This is a genomic window from Streptomyces sp. VTCC 41912 (assembly GCF_045799175.1).
Taxonomy (GTDB): domain Bacteria; phylum Actinomycetota; class Actinomycetes; order Streptomycetales; family Streptomycetaceae; genus Streptomyces; species Streptomyces albulus_C.
Map to the genome: position 1 here is coordinate 1 of NZ_JBJMAB010000046.1, position 26,383 is coordinate 26,383.

Here is a 26,383-nt window from a genome sequence, read left to right on the forward strand (position 1 = left end):
CGCCGTCCCCGGACACCACGCAGGCACACACGCCGTCCCCGGACACCGCACAGGCACACACGCCGTCCCCGGACACCGCACAGGCACACACGCCGTCCCCGGACACCGCTTCGGCGCCGCCTCCTGCTCCGGGCCACTCCCCCACGCCGGACTCCACAGGTCCGACGACGCCTGCTCCGCACGACAACGGCCCTGCTCCGACCCCCTTCAACTCCGACGGCCCCAGCCACCCCAGCGACTCCACCCCGCAGCAGCATGACGGGCCGGCGCAGGGAAACAACCCAACCCCACAACAACACGACGGCCCGACACAGGACCACAGCCCCACACCGCAACAGCACGACGGGCCAGCACAGGGAAACAACCCAACCCCACAACAACACGACACGACGCCGCAGCAGCACGGCGGCGGCGGCGCCACCAGCCCGGCGCACGAGGGCAACCCGCCGCAGCACCAAGCTTCCTCGGCCACCCCGACGTCGGCTCCGACGCCGGACTCGGCCCCAACCCCCGACTCCTCGCATTCGGCGTCCCCGGACTCCGGGAGCCGTCCCGAGACGCACGGTCCGCAGTCCTCCCCGGGGCAGGACCACGCCTCTTCGCCCGCGTCCGCGCCGGACCACTCCTCGACGCAGAACGACGGCGGCAGCGGCAGCGGGAGCGGTCGGGGTGCCATGCCGACGGGCGGCGGCGTGCCGACCGGCGGCGCTCCGCATGCCGGCTCGTCGGGTCACCATTCCTCCGGTTCCCACTCCGGTGCGCCGCACCAGCCCGCGCCGCACCGCCCGGATGACGACGGCCCGGTCACCATGCAGACGGAGAGCGCGACTCTGGCCCCGCCGCCGCCATCCGGCCTCACGCAGACGGGACCGTCCGGCGGCGACGCGCCGGGCACGTCGGGTCCGACCGGCACGCCCTCGGCGTCCGGCCAGCACGCCCCGCCCCCCGGCGGGATGATGGGCGGCGGAACCGTACCGCCCACGGGTGCTCCCACGGGTGGCGGGCACGGCTCCGCAACGCCGCCGCGGTCCTCCGGTACGTCCACAGGCAGTGGTGGCGCGCCGTCCCGCCAGACCCCTGCCCGCGATCCGCGGAACACCCCGCAGGCCGGGCAGGATTCGCGTCCTCGGCCCACCACTCCCCGGCCCGCCCCGGCGCCGCGCACCGAGCGGCCGCAGGACAGCCAGCCGTCTCCGCCCCCGTCCCGGCCCGCGCAGCAGCTGCCGCAGGCCCATGACGGTCCGCCGGCGTCGACCAAGCCGAACCCTTCGTCCGCGACGGACCACGACGCGCCGACCGCCGACAACACGCCCAAGCCTGCCCACGACCAGAAGCCCGACGGGGACCAGCAGCCCCACAACCCCCCGAAGACCGACGCCAACACGCCGACTCCTGACGGCAATCCCAAGGACGACGGCCCCAAGGACGACGGTCCCAAGTCGGAGACCAAGCCCCCGAAGGCCGACGAGACCCCCGCGCCGGACGGCGACGCTCCGAAGCCCGAGGACAAGAACCCCAAGGCCGACGAGAGCCCGAACGCCGAGGGCAACCCCCCGAAGGCCGACGACGGTCCGGACAAGGACGCCCAGCCCAAGGACCACGGCCCCGAGCCGGACACCGACTCCAAGGCGGACGACAAACCGCACGACAAACCGCACGACGACGGCCACGAGTCCGACGGCAAGTCCGACAGCGACCCGAAGTCCGAGGACGCCCCCAAGCCCGAGAGCGACCAGCACCCCGAGGGCGACCAGTCACCGGACAAGAACGAGGAGAACGGCCCGGCCAAGGACGAGCAACCGGACCACTCCGACCAATCCCAGGAATCGGACCACCCGGACCAGTCGGACCACGCTGACCAGTCGGACTCCGACGGTGCGGACAAGCACGACGACCGTCCGAGCCTCGACGAGATCCGCTCCGGCATCCAGGAGGCACCCGGCGGCCTGGATCAGCCGCACGCCGCCGACCAGCAGGCGTTGGAGAACTCCGTCCCGCGCAACGACGACGGCACTCCGCAACGCTTCCCGGACCCGACCGGCGACTGGGCCAAGTTGCAGAACGACGGCGGCACCGACGTGCCGGGCCGTTCCAACAACTGTGCCGACTGCAGCCGTTCGTTCCTGGAGACCTGGTACGGCAACCCCCAGGTGTCCGCACCGCGTACACCCGACGTCAACCCCGACGGGACGCCCGACCGCTGGTCGCCGGAGAACAAGGCCAACGAGAACATCATCGACTGGGCCGGGGCGTCGCACTCCTACGCCGGCACCAGCCCGGACGGTCACCACGCGATCGCCCAGGACCTCCTGAACGCCGGGCCGGGCTCCTCCGCGATCGTCCAGGTCAACTGGGCGGGCGGCGGCGGCCACGCGTTCAACGCGGTCAACCACAACGGGAAGGTCGTCTGGGTCGACACCCAGAGCGGCGAGGTCAGCCACAAGCCCATCAACACCGACGGCGCCACGGACGTCTTCTACATCCCGCTGGACTCCGACCGGAACCCCCTCCACCAGGCCCCGGATCCGTCCTCCCACTCCGACACGCACTCCGACACCCATTCCGACTCCGACTCCGACAGCTCGTACAGCCAGTCCGACGACGGCTCCCACGACGGCTCGCACAACGGCACACAGGACGGCACGCACGACGGCGCGCAGGACAGTGCTTCGACGCACGGCGGACCCGGCCCGGACCACGCGAAGGGCGATCAGCCGGAGGCCAGCGACCCCTCGGCGAAGCGCAAGGCCGAGGACCAGCCCTCGCGCGACGGCCAGACCGCCGCACCCGTTTCCGACTCCGACCCGCACAAGCGCACCAGGATGGAGGTGGACGACGACGGGCAGTCAGGCCAGCCGCCGGTCGGCGACGGCCAGAACCACGACCCGTCACCACCCCAGAGCTTGTCCGGCAGCCTTCCGGACCACCTCGACGCCATGCACCTCGACGACCACATGGACGTCGACTCCTCCCCGTCGCACCAACCGCCGACGCAACACGGCCCGCCGGCCGGCCAGTCCGGCCCCGGACACGATGGGCAGTCCGGCTCCGGCACTCCCATGGACGTCGACGGCCAGTCGCACGCCGGGCCGTCACACGGCGACGGGCAGGGTTCCCCCACGCCGGACCACAACCAGACGGGCCCGTCCACCACGGACTCGACGAAGGACGGCGACAAGGCCGGGCAGACAGCGGACAACAAGGGCGACGACAAGCAGGACAACAAGCAGGACGACAAGCAAAAGGGCAAGGAGACCCAGGCCGAAGGGTCCAACGACACGAAGTCGGACACCAAGTCCGACTCTAAGGCCGACCCCAAACCGCCCTACTCCGACCCGAAGGACCGGGGCGACAGCGACACCGCCCAGCAGGAGAGGGACGGGAAGCACACCCTCGACCGGGAGGACGCGCACTCCAAGGAGTACGGCAAGGAGCCGGACGCGGAGCAGCAGAAGCTCCGCGAGCGGGCGACCCTGGACGTCCACCGCATCCCGCTCGACCGGGTCCACACGGGCCTGACCCGATGGGCCGACAGCGGGGACCTCGAAAAGGTCTTCCGGGCCTCCTCCGGTCATGCCAAGCCCGGTGATCCGGACGCCGGCAAGGGGCCGCAGAAGTTCACCGAGAGCGACCTGGAAAAGCGGCTGCCCGGTTTCAAGGACCTGGACCACGGTGAGAAGCTCGCGGTCGTCTCGTCCCTGGCGCGGATGAGCGTGGGATTCCACGAGCAGCACGGTGTGGGGCAGCACCCGGTCGAGGTCAAGCATCCGTACCGCAATCCCAATGAAGCGGCTCCCGCGGACGGCACGAAGGACAGCGGCGCCAAGAACGCCGAGGAGTCACTGGGGGCCCGCGGACACCGCATCAGCGGGAAAAACTACCTCGAGAAGCTCAGGTTGAACGACGGCGCCCCGGACAGCCTGAAGAAGAACACCCCGGACTTCTCGGACCGCAACTACGCGGTCCTGGAGGTCAAGGGGCCGCCGCCCGAGAACCAGCTGCATTACGTCGCGGACTCGTCCGTTCCGCCGGGTGAGAAGAACGTCTCCCTACGGCACTCCGAGAAGCACCTCCTCGACTGGCTGGACCGGGCCAACAAGGAAGGCACGAAGTACACCGCGAACGCCCTGTACACCGAGCGCGAACCGTGCGGAAGGGGGGGCGGGCACGCGCATTGCTCGATCACGCTGCGCAAGATGATGCCGGACGGCTCCAAGGTGTACTACAGCACGACCTACCGCACCGACCCTGAGAACGTCCAGGCGAAGAAGGACCTCGACACGGAAAAGAGAAAGCTGAAGAAGGAGGTGGACAAATTGTCACACGACAAAGTCCAAGAGGCCGCCAAGAAACGGCTCGACCTCCGTACGGAACACACTCAGCAGTGGATCGACAGGGAGAAGGGCAAGATCGACGCCTCGAACGACGCGGAGGCGCGCAAGGAACTCAAGAAGCTGATCGACTACGAGTACAGGAAGCGGAAGGACGCGTCCACGACGCCCGAGAAGCAGGCCATGGTGCGCGAAATGGAGCGGCACATGGAGCACCTGAACTCGACCTGGAAGAAGATCCAGCCGAGCCTGATGTAGCGGACGAGCAGAGCCGTGCCGCCGCTGGTTCCGGGAACCAGCGGCGGCACGGCTCGGGCCCGGTCCTCAGATGTCCAGGGCACCCCGGAAGCGGCCGTGGCCGACCTCCGGGTCGGTCACGGCGAGCCAGCCGTGGCCGACCCGGTCGAGCACCTCCACCACGGTCGGTTGGACGGAGATCGAGGAAGCGACCTCCTCGGGGTCGCGCACCCCCTCGGCGTACTCCTCGGCGGCTTCGGCGTCGTAGTCCTCCGAATCCGGGTCCACGTCCTCGTCCGGCATCAGGTCCCGCTCGAATTCCATCGGTTCGCCGATCCACTGCGGATCGCCGTAGGTGCGGTAGCCGCGCCGGTCCTGTCCGTTCTCCGAAACCCACCACACCCACGCCCCGTCGTACTCGTCGACGGCGTAGAAATGAGCTTCTCCGCAGTGCGCACTGAGCCGGGTCACGACCTCCGCCCAATTCTCGTTGAGGTAGTCGGCGCCGTAGACGAGTCGCCAGCCCTCGAATTCCGGGGTGATGAACACCCGGTAGGAAGTGGCGTCGCTGCCGTCGTCCGCGGGGCGGCTCAGTGAATTCTCGTGGTGCACGGCGGCGGACAGTCCCATGGCCGTGGTGACGGGCCGGGCGTCGTGCAGGCCCAATGCGTCCACGATGTCGGCGACTTCCGCCTTGGGCACCGCGACCCAACGGTCGGCGGGCAGGTCGCCGGGCTGTTCGTCCGGCAGCTTGATCCGCACCAACCGTTCGACGGCGGCCCGGTCCGCGTCGCTCAGCGCGTCGCCGCCGCCGAGTTCGGCCAGCATGCGCAACGCGGTGGCCCGGTGGGCGCCCGGACCGTGCGCCCGCACCTCGCGCAGCGGGGCCAGCGCCGCGGTGCCGATGTCTTCCAGACACAATTCGGCGGCCATTCCGCCCGGCGTTCCGTCGTTCTTCAGCAGCGGCAGCAGGTACGGAACGACCGGGGCCCCGAGAGCGGTCAGTGCGTCCCGCGCGGCTGCGCGGTCGTCCCGACTCTCGGCGGCCAGTCGACGCACCAGTGCGGCAATCTCCTCACTCATGCACCCGACCCTAACCGAGCGGAACGAAGGGCTTCTCCGCTCCGCCCGGAAACCTGGAGTACGGTCGCAGCGAGGGCCGCAACGCCCGCTCCGACAGGGACAACTCCGCGCCGGACGACAGCTTTTCTCCCGATTCCCGCCCCGCATTTCGCATGTGCCAGGATTTCCCCACCACGACAGACGAGGAAGCACCATGACACCCGACCACGACTCCCCCACCGGCCCGCAGTCCGTTCCCACCAATTCCGACGAGGCCCTGGAAATCGTGCGGACCGCGTTCGGTGAGCCGCGTTCCTTCGACGGGAGCCCGGCCCCCTTGCAGGTGCGGGAATTCGACCTCGGCTACCTCGTCTACGCCACGTACGCCAAGCCGGTGGACGCGAACGGACGGCCGCTGCCCACGCCGCCGGGCGGTAGCAGCTTCGTCGTCGCCAAGGGCACCGGCACGATCTCGACGCTCCCCAACTACCCGCCGGATCAGGCCATCGCGCTCTACCGGAAGCAGCGGAACGAAAAGGACAAGTAGGGAAAGCGGGCGGGCCGCCCCTTTTACCCCCCTTGAGTTACGTTCCTCCCATGTCCAACAATGAAGCGATCCGCGTCCCCGACCTCTCCTCCCGGCCGCACGAGCTCTCCGTCGAACGCCTCATGGGCGCACCGCCCGCCGCGCTGTACCGGGCCTGGACCGAGCAGGTCGACCGATGGTTCGCGGCCCCCGGCTCGGTGCTCATGCAGGGCCGGCCGAACACCGCGTTCTTCTTCGAGACGGAGCACGAGGGGGCCCGCCACCCGCACTACGGCCGCTTCCTGCGCCTCGAACCGGACCGGCTGGTCCAGCTGACGTGGGTCACCGGTGCGGGTGGCACCGAGGGCGCGGAGACCGTGGTCACGGTCGAATGCGCCGCCGAGGGCGCCGGGACGCGGCTGCGGCTGACCCACGCCGGATTCGCCGACGAGGCGGCGCGCGACCGGCACCGGGAAGCCTGGCCGCACGTCCTGGAGCAGCTCGACCGGCGGATCGACGCATCCGGCTGACAGCCGGTCACGGCCTCCGGTGACGCCGGCCCCACCGTCCTTCCCCCGTCCGCCTGACGCTCCCGTCCCCCGCACCCCGCCGTTCGGGGGACGCGCTTGGGCCGGTGGAGGTCCGCCGCGCCGCCGCACCACGCCGTTCGACCGAACGTCAAGGTCCCGCGTGGCAAAAAAGGAAGGGACGGTGTTTCGTTCCGCGAACGAAGGGCAGACGCCGCTTACCGGACCATGATCCAAATTATGGGAGGGCAGCCATGACGACGGCAGTCAGCACGCACACGGGAATCCGGCACGGCCACGTCCAGGGCCCGGAGCACCGGACCGTGAGCTCCGGAACGGGCGGGCTGCCGTATGTAGCGGACGCCTCCAAGGTCGCGCCCAAGAGTGCCAAGGCGCTGTCCCGACCGTTCTTCGAGCGGCTCGCGGAACTGGAGGAGGGCACCCACGCGTACCAGTACGTGCGCAACACGCTCGTGGAGATGAACCTCTCCCTGGTCCGCTACGTCGCGGCCCGGTTCCGCAACCGCGGTGGCGACCCGAGCGAGATGGAGGACATCGTCCAGGTCGGCACCATCGGGTTGATCAAGGCCATCGACCGTTTCGACCTCTCCCGCGAGGTCGAGTTCACGACCTTCGCGGTGCCCTACATCATGGGCGAGATCAAGCGGTTCTTCCGCGACGCCACGTGGGCGGTGCACGTGCCGCGCCGGCTCCAGGAGCTGCGGATCGAGCTCGCCCAGGCGAAGGAGCGCCTGTTCGCCCGCCTGGACCGGGACCCCACCGTCGCCGAGCTCGCCCAGCACCTCGGGATCGGCGAGGACGAGGTCATCGACGGGTTGATCGCCGGCAACGGCTACACCGCCGGATCACTGGACCAGCCCACCGACCCGGCGGACGACGATTCGGCCCGCACCCTCGCCGACGCCCTCGGCGCCGAGGACCCGCGGCTCCAGCTCGCCGAGGACCTGCACGCCCTGACGCCCCTGGTCCAGAAGCTGGACGGGCGGGACCGCCGGATCCTGACCCTGCGGTTCGTCCACGAGAAGACCCAGTCGGAGATCGGCGAGGAGCTCGGGGTGTCGCAGATGCACGTCTCCCGGTTGCTCGCACGGATCCTCGGGCGACTGCGGACGGGACTGGTCGGCCAGTCCTGACCACCGCGGCACGGGCCGTCGGGCGCCGCGGGCCGGTCAGTCGCGGCCCCGGGCGCGCTTGAACCGCGCCAGCGCGTCGTCGAGTTGGACCACGGGCTCGGGATAGTCGTAGCCGGCGCGTTCGTCGGCCCGCAGCCGCCACGGCTGGTGGACCGCCGGGGCGGCGAGCCCGGCGAGTTCCGGCACCCAGCGGCGGACGTAGGCCCCGTCGGGGTCGTACCGCTTGGCCTGGAGCAGCGGGTTGAGGACGCGGTTGGGGCGGGTGTCGGTGCCGGTTCCGGCCACCCACTGCCAGTTGAGCTGGTTGTTGGCGACGTCGCCGTCGACCAGCAGGTCCAGGAAGTGCCGGGCGCCCACCCGCCAGTCCACGTACAGCGTCTTGGTGAGGAAGCAGGCGGTGAGCAGGCGGCCGCGGTTGTGCATCCAGCCCTCGTGGCTCAGCTGGCGCATGGCCGCGTCGATCACCGGGTAGCCGGTGCGGCCGGCCTTCCAGGCGGCGATCTCCTCGGCCGCCGCTTCCTCGCTGCGCCAGTGGTCGTGCCGGGTGCGGTAGTCGGCGGTGGACGCGGCGGGCCGGGCGGCGAGGACCTGGTGGTGGAAGTCCCGCCAGGCGAGCTGGCGGACGAACGCGTCGGCGCCGGCGCCCCCCTGGCTGCGGGCCCGCTGCACCAGTTCGACGGGTGAGAGGGTGCCGAAGTGCAGGTGCGGGGAGAGCCGTGAGGTGGCGTCGCCGGCCAGGTCGTCGTGGCGGTCGGCGTACTCCGCGGCGCCGCTGCGCAGCCAGGCCGTCAGCCGCTTGCGGCCCACCGTTTCGCCGCCCTCGGCCAGCCCCTCGGAGACCCCGGACCGGTCCTCGGTCGACGGCAGGTCCGCCGAGTCGAGGTGGTCGGGCACCGGCACCTTGCGGGGCGCGGCCAGCGGATCGCGCAGGTGCTGTTGGGACCAGTGCCGGAAGTAGGGGGTGAAGACCGCGAAGTGGTCCTTGGCGGCGGGGGCGACCGCGCCCGGCGGGACCGCGGTGATCACCGCGTCGTGGACGCACAGCCGGCGCCGTGCGGCTTCCAGCGCGTGGCGCAGCTTCTCCTCGCGACGGGTGGCGTAGCCGCTGACCCCGGCCGCCAGGTGCACCTCGGTGGCGTCCGTCTCCGTGGCGACCCGGCACACCTCGTCGACCACGTCGCCGGTCCGGATCACCAGGCGGCCGCCGCGTTCGCGCAGACCGGCGTCGAGTTGGGTGAGGCAGTCGGCGAGGAAGGCCCGGCGGTTGGGGGTGGCGAATCCGGTCGCGGCGAGGGCGTCGTCGTGGACGAACAGCGGCACCACCGCGTCGGCGGAGCGCAGCGCCGCGCGCAGCGGCGGATGGTCGTGCAGCCGCAGATCGGAGGTGTACAGGACGACGGCGACGGTCACGGGGCGACTCCCTTGTCGGACTGTTCGGACTGTTCGGACTGATCAGTCGGGGCGGTGTCCGCGGCGGCGCGGGCGATGTTGCGCGCCATCCCGCCGAACACCACTGCGTGGAAGGGTGACACGCCCCACCAGTACGCGTGGCCCAGCAGTCCGTGCGGGTGGAAGACGGCGCGCTGCCGGTAGTGCGACCGTCCGTCGCCGGTGGCCCGGCAGGACATCTCCAGCCAGGCCAGGCCCGGCAGTCGCATTTCGGCGCGGAGCCGGAGCAGCCGGCCGGGTTCGATCTCCTCCACCCGCCAGAAGTCCAGCGAGTCGCCGACCCGGAGCCGGCTGGCGTCGCGCCGGCCGCGGCGCAGTCCGACGCCGCCGACCAGCCGGTCCAGCCAGCCGCGGATGACCCAGGCGAGCGGGAAGGAGTACCAGCCGTGTACGCCGCCGACGCCTTCGATGACGCGCCAGAGCGCGTCGCAGGGTGCGTCCACGTCGAGTTCGCGGCAGTCGCTGTAGAGGCTGCCGCCGGCCCAGTCCGGGTCGGTGGGCAGGGGGTCGCTGGGGGCGCCGGGCACCGAGGCGGAGGACCAGCGGGTGGTGACCTGGGCCTCGCGGATGCGTTGCAGCGCCAGGGACACCGCGGTGTCGAAGCCGAAGGGGTGGCCCGGCGGGTCGGGCACGTAGCGGGTGATGTCGTGTTCGCGGCAGACGACTTCGTTGCGGAGCGACTCGGTGAGCGGCCGGGCGATCTTCGAGGGTACGGGGGTGACCAGGCCGACCCAGTGGCTGGAGAGCCTCGGGGTGAGCACCGGGACGGGCAGGATGAGCCGGCGCGGCAGCTCCGCGATGAGCGCGTAGCGGCGCATCATCTCGCGGTAGGTGAGGACCTCCGGGCCGCCGATGTCGAACGTGCGGTTGACGTCCGTCGGCAGTCCGGCGCAGCCGACGAGGATCCGCAGCACGTCGCGGACGGCGATCGGCTGGGTCCGGGTGTGGACCCAGCTCGGGGTGACCATGACCGGCAGCCGTTCGGTGAGGTAGCGCAACATTTCGAAGGAGGCGGAGCCGGAGCCGATGATGACGGCGGCGCGCAGCACCGCGGTCGGCACGCCCGAGTCCATGAGCACCCGGCCCACTTCGGCGCGCGACCTCAGGTGCGGCGAGAGTTCGTCCTCGGGGACGCCGGAGGGGGTGAGTCCGCCGAGGTAGACGATGCGGCGGACGCCGGCGGCGCGGGCCTGTTCCCCGAAGATCCGGGCGGCCCGGCGGTCGGTCTCCTCGAAGCCCTTGCCGGTGCCGAGGGCGTGCACCAGGTAGTAGGCGACGTCGATGCCGTGCATCGCGGAGCCCACCGAGGCGGCGTCGGTGACGTCGCCTCGGACCGCTTCGACGTCGCCCGCCCAGGGGTGGTCCCGCAGCCGGTCCGGTGAGCGCGCCAGGCAGCGGACGGTGTGCCCGGCGGCCAGGAGTTCGGGGACCAGGCGGCCGCCGATGTATCCGGTGGCGCCGGTGACCAGGCAGGCCCGTCCACGGTGTTCCTCCGGAGCCGTCTCCCGGTCGTTCATGCTGCCGCCACCGCCCGCCGTCTCGTTCTCGTACTGCTTCCGCCGCCATCACATCGGCTCCGGGGAGCCGTTCGGCTGCGCCACGCCGCCGGTGCGGTGCGGACTCGGTGCCGGCGGACGTCGCTCCGGGCCCGGGTGGCTCAGCGGCGCGCGTCGGCCGGCAGTACGGAGTGGACGTGGGCGGCGAGCCGGGTGCGGATCTCCTCGACCGAGAGCCGCTCGACGGTGACCAGGTGGGCGATGAGGTCGGCGCGGACGGCGGCCAGCAGGGCGTGGGCGAGGAAGCCGGCGCGCTCGGCGTCGGTGCACTGCGCCAGGCTGTCCCGCAGTGTCGTGTGCCACCAGGTGTAGGAGGGGCTCTCGTACGGGCTCGACGTGCCGGCCTCCTCCAGGACGAGGTAGAGGCTCTGGTTGTCGAGCTTGAAGCGGGCGAGGGCGTCGAGCACGGCGGGGACGCGCTGGTGGGGCGGGGTGTCGGGGCCCAGGGGCACGGGTCCCTCGGCGACGGCCCGGCGCAGTGGTGCGGTGCGGCGTTCGGCGAGCGCCTGGAGCAGGCCCGCCCGGTCGGTGAAGGCGCGGAAGACGGTTCCCTTGCCGACGCCGGCGGCCGCGGCGACGGCGTTCATGCTCACTTCGGCGGGTCCGCTGCGGGCGAACAGCTCCTCGGCGGCGTCGAGGACGGCTTCACGGCTGCGTACGGCGTCGGCGCGCTGTCGGGGTTCGGGCACGGTATGACCTCTCTTGCAAAGCGGACCGTCGGTCCGTATGGTCGAAACGGACCGGCGGTCCAACGGTATCGGACGACCGCACCGCACGCACTTCCCCACGAGGAGGAGCGAGATGCCCCCCACCGCACCCACCCACCGGAGCCCCGAAGAGATCTTCCGCCACGGGCTCCGGCTCCTGCTGGACCAGGACATCGCCGGATGGGTCGAACTCTGGGCCGAGGACGGCGTCTTCGAGTTCCCCTTCGCACCCGAAGGTCGCCCGCGCCGCCTGGAGGGCAAGCCCGCCGTCGCCGCCTACATGCGCGCCTACCCCGACCACATCGAACTGCACGACATCCCCGAACTGACGGTCCACCGGACCCAGGACCCCCGGACGATCGTCGTCGAGATGAGCGCCGTCGGTCGACTCGTCGCCACCGAAGGGCCGTTCGCGATGTCGTACGTCGCCGTGGTCACCGTCGTCGACGGACGCATCACCCACTACCGCGACTACTGGAACCCGCTGGGCGTCCCCGCCTCGATGCGCGGCTGACCGCAGCGCAGCCCCGCCCCCTCGCACCAGGAAGCTCCCCATGACCACACCCCGCAACGCCTCCCTCACCACCGGCCCGCTGCTCGTCACCGGCGCGACCGGCACCACCGGCAGCCACCTGGTGCCCCGGCTGATCCGGGCCGGACACCCCGTCAGGACGGCCGCCCGTCGGCCGGTTGCCGTCGCCGGCGCCGAGCCGGTGTCCTTCGACTGGTCCGATCCGACCACGCACGACGCGGCGCTGGACGGCGCGAGCGCGGTCTACCTCGTGCCGCCGCCGGGGGCCGCCGAGCCCGCCGCGGTGATGCTGCCGTTCCTCGACCGCGCCCGGCGGGCCGGGGTCCGCCGGGCGGTCCTGCTGAGCTCCTCGCTGATCCCCGCCGGCGGGCCGGCGACCGGGGCCGTCCACCGGGCACTGCCCGACGTCTTCCCGGAGTGGGCGGTGCTGCGCCCCTCCTGGTTCATGCAGAACCTCACCGGCCGGCACCCGCACGCCGACGGCATCCGCGCCGAGGGCCTCATCACGACGGCCACGGGCCGGGGCCGGGTGGCGTTCATCGACGCCGAGGACATCGCCGCGGTGGCCGCGCACGCCCTCACCGCTCCCACGCCTCCCAACACCGACTGGATCCTCACCGGCCCGCAGGCCCTCTCCTACGACGCCGTCGCCGCCGTCCTGACCGAGGTCACCGGCCGACCCGTGCGCCACCGGTCGGTGCCCGTCGAGGAGATGCGGGCTCGGCACGCGCGGGTGATGCCGCCGGAGTTCGCGACGGTCCTGGCCGACTTGGACCGCCGGATCGCCGACGGCGCCGAGGACCGGACCACCGACGCCGTCGCGCGCCTCACCGGCCGGCCACCCCGTTCCTTCACCACTTACGCCGAGGACAACTCCGATGCCTTGACTACCTCATGACGTATCGTCAATGAATCACCGGTCGGTCGCGCCGCCGCTCCGCCCGCCACGCGGGCGTCGGCCCCGCCCGCGTCCGCCGCGCGTCACCCGGACCTCCGCCACTTCCATCAGGCCGTCGAGTTCGACCCGGCCGACGGTCTGGGCCGGGCGCACCGTGAGCCCGTCCCGGCGCACCAGGTCGAGGAGGCGTTCGGCGAGCGGCAGCACCATGTGCCGGCCCCAGCAGCGTTCGTTGGCGTGCCCGAACGGCAGATAGCCGGGGTGATCGTCCGGGTCCAGGTCCGCCCACCGCTCGGGTCGGAAGGCGTCCGGCTCCTCCCACAACGCGGGATCTCGGTGACTCAGGAGGGGCAGCAGCAGGACGTCGTCCGCCGGGCCGATCCGGGTGTCCAGCACGGTGAATTCCGGTGAGGCCACCCGGAGGATGTTCCAGGACGGCGGCAAGAGTCGGAGCGCCTCGGCGAGCAGGTGCCGGTTCGGCACGGAATCGTCGAACGGTGCCCCCAGCCAGACCGCGTTGGTGACCAGTGCGGCAACGGTGAAGCAGATGGGTGCCGCCACCCGTCGGTAGAGGTACATGGCGTAGCGGCGGTCGGGGAAACCGGTGGCGCCGAGGACGAGGGCGGCGAGCTTCGAGAGGGGTTCCGTGCTGTCGGGGCGGCGCAGCAGGGCGGCACCCGACGTGACGGCGGACCAGGTCAGTTTCGGGGTGAGCTCCAGCCTGCGGTCGACCAGGACCCGGAAGCGCAGGAGTTCCCGTCCGAAGACGAGGTCCCGGAGGTAGGCGTGCGGAACCTGCGGCCATGGGCCGGTCAGATCGACCGGCGCCTCCAAGGGGCGTTGCAGCGCCTTCCGCACGTCCGCCGCGACGGCCTGCATGTAGGTGGCTGCGTCGGCCCGGCTGACGTGGCGGCCGAGGACCGGCTTGAAGGTCGGGCGCTCCTCGGCGTTGGCCGGCCGGCTGCGGAGCAGGGCGTCCATCAGGTCGGCGCCCCCGACGCCGACCGTGGTGGGCTCCAGTCGGAACAGGTCCTGGCCGGTGTGCCGGCTGAGCAATGCGTCGATCCTGGGCGCGAAGCGCACCTGCCGGCCACCACGGCTGGCGGTCGATCGCTGGGGCATCGGGAACCTCCGGGAACACGGCCGGCGGCGGGCCGTCACGCCCGACCCGCCACCATCCTCTACGGGCGTGGGCCGATCAGATCCAGCCGTACCACGCGTACGCCTTGAGGCTCTTGTCGCTGCGCATCCGCTTGACGAGACGAACGAACTTCATCCGTACCTCCATCGAGGGGAAGGGTTGTTCCCCAGTGGCAAGCCGTCGAATGGGCCTTCGACCGCGGCAGAAGTGAATGCCGGGACCCGGGCGGCGTCAAGTGACCCGGATCACGCCAAAGAACAACCGCCTCATGTTTCACGGGCGTTCGCGGCGCGAGGCGGCGCGGAGTGGGCGATTGATCCCGATGTAGCGGATATACATGCCAAATAGCGCATAGAGCGCCGGTGTTGGTGGAGGCATTGGAGCATCAAAATTTTACGGACGGACGGCCGAGCATCCGGCTCGGCGCGGGGCGCAGCGCGCCCCCCACCCGTCCCGCATGGCGCCCACCACGCTACTTCACACAAAGTGTGTGATGTTCTAGGGTGACTTCGCGGCGGCCGCCGGGACGCGGCGGCCGGGACGACGAAGGGACGGAGGGGGACCCTCGATGCGACCGAGCCGTGGCTCCGAGGCCGAGGTGGAGGAGCGCCGACAGGCGGTACTGCGCCTGGTCGCGCAGGACGGCGAGATCCGCATCGCCGCACTCGCCGAGCGGATGCGGGTAAGCCTGATGACCATGCACCGCGACCTGGACAACCTCCACCAGCGGCAACTGCTGCGCAAGGGCCGCGGCGTGGCGACGGCATTCCCCGACGTCACCATGGAGAGCGCGCTGCGCTTCCGCGAGCACGCCCACGCCGACGTGAAGGCCGCGTTCGCCGAGGCGCTGGTGGGCGAGGTCGCGCCCCGCGACACGGTGTTGATCGACTGCGGCTCCACGCTCTTCCCCCTGGCCCGCCGGCTCGCCGCCGTCGACGGGCTCCGCGTCATCACCAATTCGCTGCGGGTCACCGCCCTCCTGGCCGGCTCCCCGGTCGAGGTGACGGTGCTCGGCGACCGCTACTACGAGGACTTCGAGTCCTGCGCCGGCCCGCAGGCCCGGCGCCAGCTCCAGGACCTCCGCGCCGACCTCGCCTTCGTCACCGCGACCTCGGTCCGCGAAGGCCGGCTGTTCCACCCGGTGCACGCCTACGCGGAGTCCAAGCACGCCTACCTCCGGGCCGCCGACCGGGCCGTCCTCGTCGTCGACCACAGCAAGTTCGGCCGCACCGCGACCCATCCGTACGGCGACGTCGGCGGCTACGACCTGATGGTCACCGACGCCGCAACGCCGGAATCCGAGGTCCGGGCCGTGCGGGACCTCGGGGTCGAGGTACGCACCGTGGACCCCGGCACCTGAGCCGCGCCCCGCCTCCGGAATCCCCGCCTCCGTTCCCCGAGAAAGGCCCCGCCATGCGCGCCGTCGTCATCCACACCCCCGGGCAGTACGAGGTCACCACCGTCACCGATCCCGTCCCGGGCCCCGGCGAGGTCGTCGTCGCGCCGGCCGCGGTCGGCATCTGCGGGACCGACGTGCACATCGTCCAGGGGGAGTTCGCCCCCACCCCGTACCCGATCGTGCCGGGCCACGAGTTCACCGGCGAGGTCGTCGCGCTGGGGGCCGACGTGACGGGGCTGCGCACCGGGGAACGGGTCGCGGTCGACCCGTCCCTGTTCTGCGGGGCCTGCCACTACTGCGCCAACGGCCGCGGCAACCTGTGCGAGAACTGGGGCGCGATCGGGGACACCGTGGACGGCGCGATGGCCGAGTACGTCAAGGTGCCGGCCGCCAACTGCTACCGGCTGCCGGAGAACGTCGAGTTCGCCCAGGGCGCGCTGATCGAGCCGCTGTCGTGCGCGGTGCACGGCTTCGACGTCCTGCCGCGCCGGCTCGGCGACCACTACCTCATCTACGGCGCCGGCACCATGGGCCTGCTGATGCTCCAGCTCGCCCGGGCCGCGGGGGCCGCCTCCCTCTCCGTCGTCGACATCAACACCGACCGGCTGCGGGTCGCCGAACGGCTCGGCGCCGACGCCACCGCGGTCGGCGCCGCGGAGTTGGACCGGCCGCAGGGCTGGGAGACCGTCATCGACTGCACCGGTGTGATCCCCGTCATCGAGGACGGTCTCGGGCGGGTCCGCCGCGGCGGCACCTTCCAGCAGTTCGGCGTGGCGCCGTCCGCCGCCACCGCCGCCTTCTCGCCGTTCCGGGTCTACAACGACGAGATCACCGTCGTCGGGTCGATGGCCGTCCTGCACAGCTTCGGCCGCGCCGTGGACCTGATGGCGAAGGGCGTCGTCGACGCCGACACGATGATCACCCACCGCTACCCCCTGGACGACTTCGACGCCGCGCTGCGGACGTTCCGGGAGGGCTCCGGCCGCAAGATCCAACTGCATCCGCAGCGCTGAACTCCCTTTCCGTACCCTCCCGTTGCACGGAAGCGACACCGCCATGCCCACCGTTGCCGGGGTGGACTCCTCCACCCAGTCCTGCAAGGTCGTCATCTGCGACGCCGATACCGGGGAGGTCCTGCACCGGGGCCGCGCCCCCCACCCCGAGGGCACCGAGATCGCGCCCGCGGCCTGGTGGCGCGCCCTGCGCGAGGCCGGCGACGGGCTGCTGGACCGCGTGGACGCCCTCGCCGTGGCCGGGCAGCAGCACGGCCTGGTGGCCCTGGACGCGGCCGGACGGCCGGTGCGCGACGCCCTGTTGTGGAACGACACCCGCTCCGCCCGGGCGGCCGCGGACCTCGTCGACGAGCTCGGCGGCCCGCAGGAGTGGGCCGAGGCGGTCGGCACGGTACCGGTCGCGGCCCTCACCGTCGCCAAGCTGCGCTGGCTGGCGGAGCACGAGCCGGCGCACGCGGACCGCACGGCGCGGGTGCTGCTGCCGCACGACTGGCTGACCTGGCAGCTGTGCGGCGGGCCCGGGCGCGCCGCACCGGTCACCGACCGCGGCGACGCCTCGGGCACCGGCTACTGGTCACCGGCGCACGGCCAGTACCGCCATGATTTGTTGACCCGCGCCTTCGGCGGACGCGAACCCCAACTACCCCGGGTCCTGGACCCGTTCGAGCCGGCCGGGCGCACACCTCAGGGCGCCCTGGTCGCGGCGGGCACCGGCGACAACATGGGCGCGGCCCTGGGGCTCGGCATCGGACCGGGCGACGTGGTGGTCTCGCTGGGCACCAGCGGCACCGTCTTCGCCCGCGCCGCGCACCCCGCCGCCGACCCCAGCGGCGCCGTCGCCGGGTTCGCCGACGCCACCGGCCGCTTCCTGCCCCTGGTGTGCACCCTCAACGCCGCCCGGGTCCTGACGTCCACCGCCCGTCTGCTCGGCGTCGCCCTCGACGACCTCGACCGGCTGGCGCGGACCGCCGCCCCGGGCGCCGGCGGGCTGGTGCTCCTGCCGTACCTCGGGGGCGAACGCACCCCCAACCTCCCGGAGGCGGCCGGCAGTCTGCTGGGGCTGCGCCACGACACCATGTCCCCGGCGCACTTCGCCCGCGCGGCCGTCGAGGGCATGCTGTGCAACATGGCCGACGCCCTGGACCGGCTGCGCGCACAGCACGTCGAGGCCCGCCGGGTGCTCGTCATCGGCGGGGCGGCCCGGGCGCCGGCGGTCGGCGAGATCGCCGCGGAGGTCTTCGGCGTCCCGGTCGCCGTGCCCGAACCCGAGGAGTACGTGGCACTGGGCGCCGCCCGCCAGGCGGCCTGGGCGCTGGCCGGGACCCCCGAACCGCCGTCCTGGCCGCGCCCCGTGGCCCGCGAGGTGCCCGCACCCGCGGACCCCGGGCCGGGCCGGCAGATCCGCGCCGCGTACGCCGCCGCCCGGGGCACCGTGCACGGACGCGGTCACGTCGAGGGGTCGGCCGTCGTACCGTAGCGGCCGGCCAAGGCGGCCACCGCCGCGGCGACCGCCCGGCGCAGCTCGGGCGGGCCGAGGACCTCCGCCTCGGCCCCCAGTCGGAGCAGGTCGCCGACGGCCACGGCGGGCCCCTCGACCGCCAGGCGCACCTCCGTCCACCCCTGCGCGTCCGGTTCGCCGGCCTCGGTCAACGCCCGCCGGCCGGCCGCCCCGTAGAGCATCGGCAGCAGCCGGTGCGCCCGCGGGGAGATGCGCAGGTGCGCGGTGTCCCGGTGCAGCTCCGCCTCCAGGCGGCGGGACGACTCCGCCCAGTGGGCGGCCAGGTCGAAGCCGGCCGGACGCACGAACACCTCGTCCGTGAGGTCGACGGCCAGGAACCGCGCGATCCGGTACGTCCGCACCGCCTCGTCGACGAGGGCCACCAGGTACCAGATGCCGCCCTTGAGGACGATCCCGAGCGGGCGCAGCTCCCGGTGGACCTCGCCGCGCCAGCGCCGGTAGTGGGTGCGCACCACCCGCTGTTCCCACACGGCCCGGGCGACCGGCGCCAGGTGGGCGACCGGATCGGCGTCCCGGAACCAGGCCGGGGCGTCCAGGTGGAAGCGGTCCTGGATCAGCCGGGTGCGCTCGGCGAGCTCCGCCGGGAGCGCGGCCTGGACCTTCAGTTGGGCCGTCGCCAGCACCGCACCCAGCCCCAGGTCCCGGGCGGGGCCGGGCACCCCGGCGAGGAAGAGCGCACCGGCCTCGTCGTCGGTGAGCCCGGTCAGTCGGGTGCGGTAGCCCGACATCAGGCGGTAGCCGCCGTCCGGCCCGCGGTCGGCGCGGACCGGGACGCCGGACGCGCCGAGTGCCTCGACGTCCCGGTAGATCGTGCGGACCGACACCTCCAGTTCCGCGGCGAGTTCGGGAGCGGTCATCCGCCCGCGGTTCTGGAGCAGCAGGAGCAGGGCGAGGAGCCGGTCGGCGCGCATGGCCCGATTGTCCCGCGTACCTGACAGGAGGTGTCAGGTACGGCCGACAGACTGGTCGCACATCGCCTCCGCACCCGCCGTGCGGCAGATCGGAAGGACACCCCATGCCCGCGCAGACCACCGGCCGCATCACCTTCGCCAACTGGGAGGAGCGCCCCGTCGGTGGCGAGGGGGCGGGCCCGCGGCTCGCCCACGCCTCCGTCACCAACTCCTTCTCCGGCGGCATCGAGGCCCCCGACACGACCTGCGAGTACAGCCTGGTCTACACCTCGGAGAAGACCGGCGCGTTCACCGGACTGGAACTCCTGACCGGTCGGCTGGACGGGCGGGCCGGCACCTTCGTCCTGGAGGAGCGCGGCTCGTTCGACCCGGACGGCACGGTGCGCTGCACGTTCGACGTCGTGCCCGGATCGGGCACCGGGGAACTGGCCGGGCTGACCGGGTCGGGCGGCTACGTCTACCGGCCCGGCGAGCCGTCGTTCCCGTACGACTTCACCTACCAGGTGGGGTGAGCCGCGTGGGGCGGGCCGCGACCTGCGCGGCCCTCCCGACGTCCGTCAGGGGTACGCCACCACGGTCGACGGCACGGTCGAGCTGCCCGAGGTCGGGGCGCCGGTGTCGTTGATGACGCACTCGAACTGGCCCTTGCCGCCGAGCGACACCACCAGCAGGCCGTGGAACGTGACCCCCGGTGCGTTCGGGGCGGCGAAGCCGTGGTGTTGGACGATGCCGGGATCGACGTTGTAGAAGCAGTAGCTGCCGAGCCCCCACGCCTCGTGGCTGGTGACCGAGTCGGCGACCTTGTAGGCGGCGTAGCCCTTGACGTCGCCGTCCTGGACGGCGGCCTGGTCGGGGGCGTCGTACGCCTTCTCGTTCTGGAGGAAGACGGTGCGGCCCCGCTGCCCGTACCACTGCACGTCGTACTTGTTGAAGTGCTCCACGAACAGGCCGGTGGCCAGGACGTCGTCGCCGTTGACGCGGATGCCGTAGTCGGCGCGGTTGGTGTCCCAGCCGACGCCGTCGCCGTGGTCGGCGCGCCAGACCCAGGTGTGGTCGACGAGGGTGTGCCGGCTGTTGACGACGATGCTGGTGGTGGCCTTGCCGGGGCCCGCGCCGCCGATGCGCAGGAACACGTCCTGGACGGTGGTCGGGTTGCCGGCGTGGTCCGCCGAGGCACCGTCCGGCCCGATTTCGAGCAGCGTGCGGGAGTTGACCGGTCCGGCGTCGATGAGGAAGCCGGCCAGGCGGATGCCGTCGACGTCCGCGGTCTTCAGGGCGGTGACACCGTTGTCGGGGATCAGCGTGGCGTAGCCCAGGCCCAGTACGACGGTGTTGGCCGCGCTCACGTTGATCGGCTCGTCGAGGTGGTAGATGCCGGGCGTGAGCAAGAGGTGGAGCCCTTGGGTGAGGGCTTGGTTGAGGGTGGCCGCGGAGTCCCCGGGCTTGGCGACGTAGAACTGCGACAGCGGCAGGGAGGTGCCGCGCGGGGTGCCGTTGCCCCAGGTGACGCCGCGGGCGTTGGTCCGCAGCTCGGGCAGGAAGACCCGATAGGCGTCGCCGTCGAGGTAGAGGAACGGCTTCTCCCGGGAGAGCGGGGTGGTGTCCAGCACGGTGTAGGGCGGGTTCGGGAAGGTCTGGGCCGGGGCGCCCTCGACGCCCGAGAAGACCATGTTCCACACCCCGTTGGACCAGCCGCCGACGGCGCTGTCGCGGCTGTACCACTGCTGTTGGGAGCGCGGCTCCACGGTCCCGTCGATGCGGCTGTCGGCGAGGTACCCGCCGCTGGCCCAACCGTCGCCGGCGGGTGCCAGGTTGAGGCCGCCGCGGACGTGCATCCGGCGGAACGGCGCGGCCTGGGCGACGGCCCAGCGGTTGGTGCCGTTGACCGGGACCAGGGCGAGGTTCTCGGCGGAGCGCCAGAAGTTCTGGGTGGCGTTGCCGTTGAACCAGCCGGCGTCCACGGTGACGTCGCCGTTGATGGTGGTGTCGTCGGGGGAGAGTCCCAGGCCGGCTATGGAGGTGTAGAAGCCGAGTTGGGCGTTGAGGCCGTGGTAGGTGCCCGGTCTGAACAGCAGGGCGTACCGTCCGGTGCCGAACTGGGCCTTCTCCTGCTTGTCGAACACCTCGTCGAGCTTTGCCTGGATGCCTGGCGTGGACGGGTCGAAGACCAGGACGTTGGGGCCGAGGTCACCGCCGCCGGGCAGGGCGCGCGGGCCCTTGCGCGCCGGAGCGGCGGCGGCTGCGGTACGGCCGAGCAGGGCGGGGGCGGCAGCGGCCGCGGCGGCGGCGCCGAGGACGGCCCGGCGGCCGACGGCGGGCCTTTCGGGGGTGGGGGATTCCTTGGAGGCAGGGGTCATGGGCGACCCTCCTGTTTCAGGAAGTGAAGACGTGGGGGGTGGGGAGCGTGCTCCCGCCGTCGCATGCTTCAGCTTCGTGAAGGGTGCGTCAAGAGGGGGGACCGGAGTTCCGCGCGGTGACCGCGAGACGCCAGCAACGTACGTCCGCATAAGGGGAGTTGATGCCCCTATGCGGCGCCGGGCCGGGTCACCGACGGATCCCTGCCGCCTTCAAGAAGTGTCCGATGCGGTGGTTCACTTCACCGTCTGGTCCCCGTCGGGGAGGTCGTGGACGGTGACCTCGTCGCGCGGTTGGCCGAGCCCGTCCGCCACCGCGCGGGCCAGGCCGTCGGGGTCGGGTCGGGTGGGCACCGGCACCTCGGCGCCCTCGGGATAGCTCTCGATCGCCGTGGTGAAGTAGTCGGGGTGCCAGGCACCGACCGCGCCGCGCACCTCCACGGCGCGGACGGCCCGCGTGCCGACCCGGTCCCGGAGCGCGGCGAGGATCCGGTCCGACCGGTACTCCCCGGGCACCTGGAACAGACTGGCGTGCGCGCCGACCAACCCACCGTCCGCCAGGCGGACGGTGACCGTCAGACAGCTCGTCACCGCGGGATAGCGGAGCGTGCCGCCGGGCCCGACCTCACCGACCTGCCCCTCGGTGATCCTGAGGGCGGCGGTCCGGGAGGAGGCGGCCTCGGACGCGGCGGGGGCGTGCGCCGCCGGCAGCGGCCGGGCCTGCGCCGCTCCGGCCGCGCCTGCCTGGAGGACCAGTGCCGCGGCGAGCACCGCCATCGCCCGGGTCCGGGTCGTGGTCATCGCTCGGCCGCCCGTCACTCGAAGCGGGACGGGTCGCCGGCGCCGCGTCGCACGATCTCGACGTCGCCGCCCGAGAAGTCGATGACCGTGGTGGGTTCGGTGCCGCAGTCACCGGAGTCGACCACCGCGTCGACGACGTGGTCGAGGCGTTCCTTGATCTCCCACCCCTGGGTCAGCGGCTCCTCCTCGTCGGGCAGGAGCAGGGTGCTGGAGAGCAGCGGTTCGGACAGTTCGGCGAGGAGCGCCTGGGCGACGGTGTGGTCCGGGATCCGGACGCCGACGGTCTTCTTCTTCGGGTGCAGCAGCTGGCGCGGGACCTCCTTCGTCGCGGGGAGGATGAAGGTGTAGCTGCCGGGGGTGGCTGCCTTGATCGCGCGGAAGACGTCGTTGTCGATCTGCACGAACTGCCCGAGCTGCGCGAAGTTCTGGCAGACCAGGGTGAAGTGGTGGCGGTCGTCGAGGTTGCGGATCGACCGGATGCGGTCGATGCCGTCCCGGCTGCCGAGCTGGCATCCGAGGGCGAAGCAGGAGTCGGTCGGGTAGGCGATGAGCGCACCGGAGCGGACCGCGTCGGCGACCGTGCTGATGGTGCGGCGCTGGGGGTTTTCCGGATGGACGTCGAAGTACTTGGCCATTTTCGCGAGTCTAGGTGATCGTCGCGCGGGTCGGTGCGCTCGGCGCGGGCGACGGCGCGCGGGGCGGTCGGGCGGGTCGGGCAGGTCGGGTCAGCAGGCCCGACGCACGTAGCCGTCCTCTCCGGGGCGACTGACGTCCCGGTCTCGCAGGGTGACGGAGAGCCGGTCGCCCACGGTGCGGCAGGCGGTGTCGAAGTCCGCGCGCCGGTACTCGACGTCGAAGACCCGGTTGTCGTAGACCTCCGCGTAGTCCGTGCACTCCCGGTAGCGGGCGCACTCCTCGGTGACGGCGAAGTCGAAGCCGGTGCGGCGGCGTTCGGGGAGCAGGTCGCTGGTGTTCTTCTGGGCGGCGGCCAGTCCGCGGTCGTGCGCCCGGCGGGTCAGCAGGGCCGCGAAGGCCCGGGCGTCGTCCTTGGTGAGCAGGTCGTCGGAGCGTTCGTAGGAGTCGAGGTTGTCGGGTTCGACGGCATCGAAGCCGGCCTTGGCGCACCCGTCGATCCAGGGACCCACGACGTCCATCAGGGCGGTGCGCTTGGCGGGCGTGGAGACGTCGAGCAGCGGTTCGTCCCAGTCCTCGTCGACGACCAGTGCGCCGTCCCGGTCGCGCAGGAGGAGGTCGGGGTGGTGCCGCTGCCACCACCGTCGGGCGTCGGCGCCTGGCTGTGCCTGGAAGGCGTTGACGTAGCAGACGGTGTAGCGGCCGGCGCCGGCGGGCGGTGCGGTGCGATCGCGGGAGACCACCGTGACGTCGTCGGCCGGGCGGTACGGTCCGCCGATCTGGTAGTCGAAGACGGCGTTGGCGGCCGGCAGCCGGACGTCGTGCCGGGCGGTCGCCGTCGGGGACGGGCGGTCGGCACCGGTCGACGGGCCGGCCGGGGCGCAGCCCGCGAGCGGCAGCGCGGCCAGCGCGAGGGCGCCGGTGGCGCGGCGGACCGGTACGGGCATGCGAAACATCGGAGACACAGAGGACGCCGGGGACGCAGAGGACACAGGGGACACTGAGGACACGGCACGCACCCTAACCGCCCCCGCGCACACCTCTCGGACGACCTTCGCCCCGACGGACCAACAGCCAAACCCTGCAAGCCACTTGGTGAGACGTCAGAAACGCACCACGACACGGCGGTGACGCAGCTCACGCAGCCCACCGCGCGCACGGCCACCGACGGAGGTGTCGCCCGGGCCCGACCCGGGCGGCACCTCTCGCACTGGTCCAGTCCAAAGTGTTGACGCGCTCACGACGAGGGTTCACTCTGTGGTCGATTGGTCTGGACCACCCCCCTCTCGTCGGCTCGTGGAGGTCAAGTGCCACCTCGTCACGTCAGAACCCTCGCCGCCACCGTCGCGGCGGCCTGTCTCGCCCTGGGCGCCGCCGGCACGGCGCTCGCCACCAACCACCCCGCCCCCGCACGGCCCGCCGTCGCGGCGACCGCCCCGGCCCCCACCTCCCTGGGCAGCAACTGGTACGCGGCCGCGCCCTACCTCATGCCGCTGGACAACGACCCGCCGGACGCCGGCGCGGTGATGGACGCCACCGGACTCAAGGCGTTCCAACTCGCCTTCGTCCTCGCGCCCAACGGCGGCGGCTGCTCGCCGACCTGGGACGGCCTGCACCCGGTGGCGTCGGACACCGCGGTGGCCGGGGTGATCTCCGCGATCCGCGCGAAGGGCGGCGACGTCTCCGCGTCCATCGGCGGCTACAACGGCACCAAGCTCGGCCAGGCGTGCGGCACGCCCGAGGCCACCGCCGCCGCCTACCAACAAGTCATCGACAAGTACGGCCTGAAGGCCCTGGACTTCGACCTGGAGGAGCCGGAGTACGAGAACACCGCCGCCATCCACAACGAGATCGGCGCGGCCAAGATCCTCCAGCAGAAGAACCCCGGGCTCTACCTCTCCGTCACCACCGCCGGCACCGCCGACGGCACCGGCTGGTTCGGCAAGCAGATGCTGAACGAGGCCAAGTCCCAGTCCTTCGTCCCGGACAACTTCTCCATCATGCCGTTCGACGGCGGCTTCGCCGGCGCCGCCGCCCAGACCTCCGCACTGACCAACTTCAACGCCGTCCTGCGTTCCACCTTCGGCTGGGACGAGGCCACCGCCTACGCCCACGAGGGCATCTCGCAGATGAACGGCCGCAGCGACACCGGCGAGTTCTTCACCCAGGCGGACTTCCAGACCGTGCTGGACTTCGCCACCTCCCACCACATGGCGCGCTTCACCAACTGGTCCGTCAACCGGGACCGGCAGTGCACCCCGCCGGACAACAACGGCCGGACCTCCGGCACCTGCAGCAGCGTCCCGCAGGGTGCCTGGGACTTCACCAAGTTCTCGGTCAAGTTCGCCGGCGCCACCCCGCCCACCACGCCGCCGACCACCCCGCCCACCACACCCCCGGGCGGCAGCTGCGCCGCCAGCCCCTACAGCGCGGGCACGGTCTATGTGGGCGGCGACACCGTCTCGGCAGGCGGCCACACCTGGAAGGCCCGGTGGTGGACCCAGGGCGAGGCCCCGTCCACCGGCGGTTCGGGTGTCTGGCAGGACCTGGGCGCCTGCTGACACCGGGGAGGAGCGGCCCGCCGGGGCGCTCCTCCCCCACCCGCCACGGCCCCGCACGCCCGGCCGAAGATCACGCATCGCACCAACCCGCCGGGGCAGACTCGGCCGCATGAGCACCACGCCAACCACCCCCCAGCCGCCCCGCATCCTCGACGAGGCCGACCTGCTGCGCGCCCTCCCGATGACCGCCGCCGTCGAAGCGCTCCGCACCGCACTGCGCGACGGACCGGACCCGGAAGCCGATCCGCCGCGCACCATCGTGCCCGTCGAGCACGGCCAGCTCCTGCTGATGCCGGCGCACCGCAGCCGGTACGCGGGCGTCAAGGTCGCCACCGTCGCCCCCGACAACCCCGCCGCCGGACTCCCCCGCGTCCAGGGCCAGTACCTGCTCTTCGACGCCCCGACCCTCGCCCCGCTCGCCCTGCTCGACGGCGTCGCGCTGACCACCGTGCGCACCGCCGCGGTGTCCGCCCTCGCCGTCGACCTGCTCGCCGTACCCGACGCCGGCCACCTGGTGGTGTTCGGCACCGGCCCGCAGGCCCGCGGCCACCTCGACGCGCTGCGCGCGGTGCGCCCGCTCACCCGCGTCACCGTGGTGGGCCGCACCCCCGCGAACGTCGAACGGTTCGTGGCCGCGGCCCGCCGCGACACCGGGCTCGCCGTCACGGCCGGCGAGCCCTCCGCCGTCGCCGACGCCGACCTCGTCGCCTGCTGCACCACCGCCCGCACCCCGCTCTTCGACGGGGCGCTGCTCCCGCCGCACGCCACCGTCGCCGCGGTCGGCTCCCACGAGCGCGGCAGCCGCGAGGTGGACGGCACCACCGTGCTGCGCAGCACGGTGGTGGTGGAGTCCCGGGCCGCCGCGGCCCGGGAGGCCGGCGACCTCATCCCGGAGCTGGAGAGCGACCGGCTGGCCCGCGAGGAGTTGGTGACGCTCGCCGCACTGGCCTGCGGGACCGCCACCGCGGACCCGCAACGCCCCCGCCTCTTCAAGGGCGTCGGCATGGCCTGGGAGGACCTGGCGGTCGCGGGCGCCGCCTACGAAGCTGCCTGACGGCACACGCACCGGCCG

The 26,383-nt window shown here is 72.5% G+C and carries 23 protein-coding genes; 12 read left to right on the forward strand and 11 right to left on the reverse strand.

Annotation, left to right across the window (positions count from 1 at the left end):
• Positions 1-809: 809 nt before the first annotated feature.
• The gene (locus tag ACJ6WD_RS36375) at positions 810-4,589 is read left to right on the forward strand and encodes a toxin glutamine deamidase domain-containing protein (RefSeq protein WP_407617367.1); all 3,780 of its coding nucleotides are present in this window, start codon (positions 810-812) and stop codon (positions 4,587-4,589) included.
• 66 nt (positions 4,590-4,655) lie between these two features.
• Here the strand turns inward: ACJ6WD_RS36375 and ACJ6WD_RS36380 are convergent, their stop codons facing one another.
• Entirely contained in the window at positions 4,656-5,651 is a 996-nt protein-coding gene (locus tag ACJ6WD_RS36380) for a hypothetical protein (protein ID WP_331247545.1), read from the reverse strand.
• Between the two features lie 193 nt (positions 5,652-5,844).
• On the opposite strand from ACJ6WD_RS36380, the gene ACJ6WD_RS36385 reads away from it, so the two are divergent.
• The 3 genes from ACJ6WD_RS36385 to ACJ6WD_RS36395 all read left to right on the forward strand — a co-directional run bounded on the left by ACJ6WD_RS36385 (position 5,845) and on the right by ACJ6WD_RS36395 (position 7,837).
• Positions 5,845-6,177 carry a hypothetical protein gene (locus tag ACJ6WD_RS36385; protein WP_038524522.1) on the forward strand — a complete coding sequence of 111 codons (333 nt, stop codon included), beginning with the start codon at positions 5,845-5,847 and terminating at the stop codon, positions 6,175-6,177.
• A gap of 50 nt (positions 6,178-6,227) precedes the next feature.
• A complete protein-coding gene (locus ACJ6WD_RS36390) occupies positions 6,228-6,686 on the forward strand; it encodes an SRPBCC domain-containing protein (RefSeq protein WP_233661194.1) in 459 nt (152 codons plus the stop codon).
• Between the two features lie 251 nt (positions 6,687-6,937).
• Positions 6,938-7,837: an RNA polymerase sigma factor SigF gene (locus ACJ6WD_RS36395; RefSeq protein ID WP_233661193.1), complete on the forward strand. Its 900-nt coding sequence runs from the start codon at positions 6,938-6,940 to the stop codon at positions 7,835-7,837.
• Between the two features lie 36 nt (positions 7,838-7,873).
• Here the strand turns inward: ACJ6WD_RS36395 and ACJ6WD_RS36400 are convergent, their stop codons facing one another.
• The 3 genes from ACJ6WD_RS36400 to ACJ6WD_RS36410 form a co-directional block, all read right to left on the reverse strand.
• On the reverse strand, positions 7,874-9,247 hold the full coding sequence (locus tag ACJ6WD_RS36400; RefSeq protein ID WP_331247543.1) for a deoxyribodipyrimidine photo-lyase: 1,374 nt from the start codon (positions 9,245-9,247) through the stop codon (positions 7,874-7,876).
• Complete coding sequence (locus ACJ6WD_RS36405; protein ID WP_407617368.1) at positions 9,244-10,803, reverse strand: SDR family oxidoreductase; 1,560 nt, start codon at positions 10,801-10,803, stop codon at positions 9,244-9,246. The genes ACJ6WD_RS36400 and ACJ6WD_RS36405 overlap by 4 nt, the downstream gene beginning before the upstream one ends.
• Positions 10,804-10,943: 140 nt before the next feature.
• Positions 10,944-11,531, reverse strand: coding sequence for a TetR/AcrR family transcriptional regulator (locus tag ACJ6WD_RS36410; RefSeq protein WP_407617369.1), 588 nt, complete (start codon positions 11,529-11,531; stop codon positions 10,944-10,946).
• Between the two features lie 112 nt (positions 11,532-11,643).
• Between ACJ6WD_RS36410 and ACJ6WD_RS36415 the strand changes: the two genes are divergently transcribed.
• Together ACJ6WD_RS36415 and ACJ6WD_RS36420 are read left to right on the forward strand one after the other, a co-directional pair.
• Positions 11,644-12,063 (forward strand): nuclear transport factor 2 family protein, encoded by a 420-nt coding sequence (locus ACJ6WD_RS36415; RefSeq protein WP_376558958.1) that lies wholly within the window; start codon positions 11,644-11,646, stop codon positions 12,061-12,063.
• A 40-nt stretch (positions 12,064-12,103) separates the two neighbouring features.
• Positions 12,104-12,979 carry an NAD(P)H-binding protein gene (locus ACJ6WD_RS36420; RefSeq protein ID WP_407617370.1) on the forward strand — a complete coding sequence of 292 codons (876 nt, stop codon included), beginning with the start codon at positions 12,104-12,106 and terminating at the stop codon, positions 12,977-12,979.
• 15 nt (positions 12,980-12,994) lie between these two features.
• Here the strand turns inward: ACJ6WD_RS36420 and ACJ6WD_RS36425 are convergent, their stop codons facing one another.
• Positions 12,995-14,101, reverse strand: a complete 1,107-nt coding sequence (locus ACJ6WD_RS36425) for a cytochrome P450 (RefSeq protein ID WP_233661187.1) — start codon at positions 14,099-14,101, stop codon at positions 12,995-12,997.
• A gap of 76 nt (positions 14,102-14,177) precedes the next feature.
• Entirely contained in the window at positions 14,178-14,267 is a 90-nt protein-coding gene (locus tag ACJ6WD_RS36430) for a tryptorubin family RiPP precursor (protein ID WP_020930389.1), read from the reverse strand.
• A gap of 421 nt (positions 14,268-14,688) precedes the next feature.
• On the opposite strand from ACJ6WD_RS36430, the gene ACJ6WD_RS36435 reads away from it, so the two are divergent.
• From ACJ6WD_RS36435 to xylB, 3 genes are read left to right on the forward strand one after another with little or no spacing between them, the layout of a single operon-like run.
• Complete coding sequence (locus ACJ6WD_RS36435) at positions 14,689-15,480, forward strand: DeoR/GlpR family DNA-binding transcription regulator (RefSeq protein WP_407617371.1); 792 nt, start codon at positions 14,689-14,691, stop codon at positions 15,478-15,480.
• A 53-nt stretch (positions 15,481-15,533) separates the two neighbouring features.
• On the forward strand, positions 15,534-16,532 hold the full coding sequence (locus tag ACJ6WD_RS36440) for a zinc-dependent alcohol dehydrogenase family protein (protein ID WP_407617372.1): 999 nt from the start codon (positions 15,534-15,536) through the stop codon (positions 16,530-16,532).
• Positions 16,533-16,575: 43 nt separating this feature from the next.
• Positions 16,576-18,009, forward strand: coding sequence for a xylulokinase (xylB, locus tag ACJ6WD_RS36445; RefSeq protein WP_407617373.1), 1,434 nt, complete (start codon positions 16,576-16,578; stop codon positions 18,007-18,009).
• Here the strand turns inward: xylB and ACJ6WD_RS36450 are convergent.
• On the reverse strand, positions 17,979-18,962 hold the full coding sequence (locus tag ACJ6WD_RS36450; protein WP_407617374.1) for a helix-turn-helix transcriptional regulator: 984 nt from the start codon (positions 18,960-18,962) through the stop codon (positions 17,979-17,981). The genes xylB and ACJ6WD_RS36450 overlap by 31 nt on opposite strands.
• A gap of 104 nt (positions 18,963-19,066) precedes the next feature.
• On the opposite strand from ACJ6WD_RS36450, the gene ACJ6WD_RS36455 reads away from it, so the two are divergent.
• Positions 19,067-19,474, forward strand: a complete 408-nt coding sequence (locus ACJ6WD_RS36455; protein WP_016575932.1) for a DUF3224 domain-containing protein — start codon at positions 19,067-19,069, stop codon at positions 19,472-19,474.
• A gap of 45 nt (positions 19,475-19,519) precedes the next feature.
• On the opposite strand, the gene ACJ6WD_RS36460 is transcribed toward ACJ6WD_RS36455, so the two are convergent.
• From ACJ6WD_RS36460 to ACJ6WD_RS36475, 4 genes are all read right to left on the reverse strand, one after another.
• Positions 19,520-21,319, reverse strand: coding sequence for a coagulation factor 5/8 type domain-containing protein (locus ACJ6WD_RS36460; RefSeq protein ID WP_407617375.1), 1,800 nt, complete (start codon positions 21,317-21,319; stop codon positions 19,520-19,522).
• Positions 21,320-21,553: 234 nt separating this feature from the next.
• Positions 21,554-22,117 carry a hypothetical protein gene (locus tag ACJ6WD_RS36465; RefSeq protein ID WP_233661181.1) on the reverse strand — a complete coding sequence of 188 codons (564 nt, stop codon included), beginning with the start codon at positions 22,115-22,117 and terminating at the stop codon, positions 21,554-21,556.
• Between the two features lie 14 nt (positions 22,118-22,131).
• Positions 22,132-22,752, reverse strand: a complete 621-nt coding sequence (locus ACJ6WD_RS36470; protein WP_038524498.1) for an L-threonylcarbamoyladenylate synthase — start codon at positions 22,750-22,752, stop codon at positions 22,132-22,134.
• 90 nt (positions 22,753-22,842) lie between these two features.
• Positions 22,843-23,697: an endo alpha-1,4 polygalactosaminidase gene (locus ACJ6WD_RS36475; RefSeq protein WP_331247532.1), complete on the reverse strand. Its 855-nt coding sequence runs from the start codon at positions 23,695-23,697 to the stop codon at positions 22,843-22,845.
• A gap of 360 nt (positions 23,698-24,057) precedes the next feature.
• Here ACJ6WD_RS36475 and ACJ6WD_RS36480 point away from each other — a divergent pair, with 360 nt between their 5' ends.
• A complete protein-coding gene (locus ACJ6WD_RS36480; RefSeq protein ID WP_376558476.1) occupies positions 24,058-25,311 on the forward strand; it encodes a chitinase in 1,254 nt (417 codons plus the stop codon).
• A 109-nt stretch (positions 25,312-25,420) separates the two neighbouring features.
• Positions 25,421-26,365 (forward strand): ornithine cyclodeaminase family protein, encoded by a 945-nt coding sequence (locus ACJ6WD_RS36485; RefSeq protein ID WP_020930384.1) that lies wholly within the window; start codon positions 25,421-25,423, stop codon positions 26,363-26,365.
• Positions 26,366-26,383 lie beyond the last annotated feature (18 nt).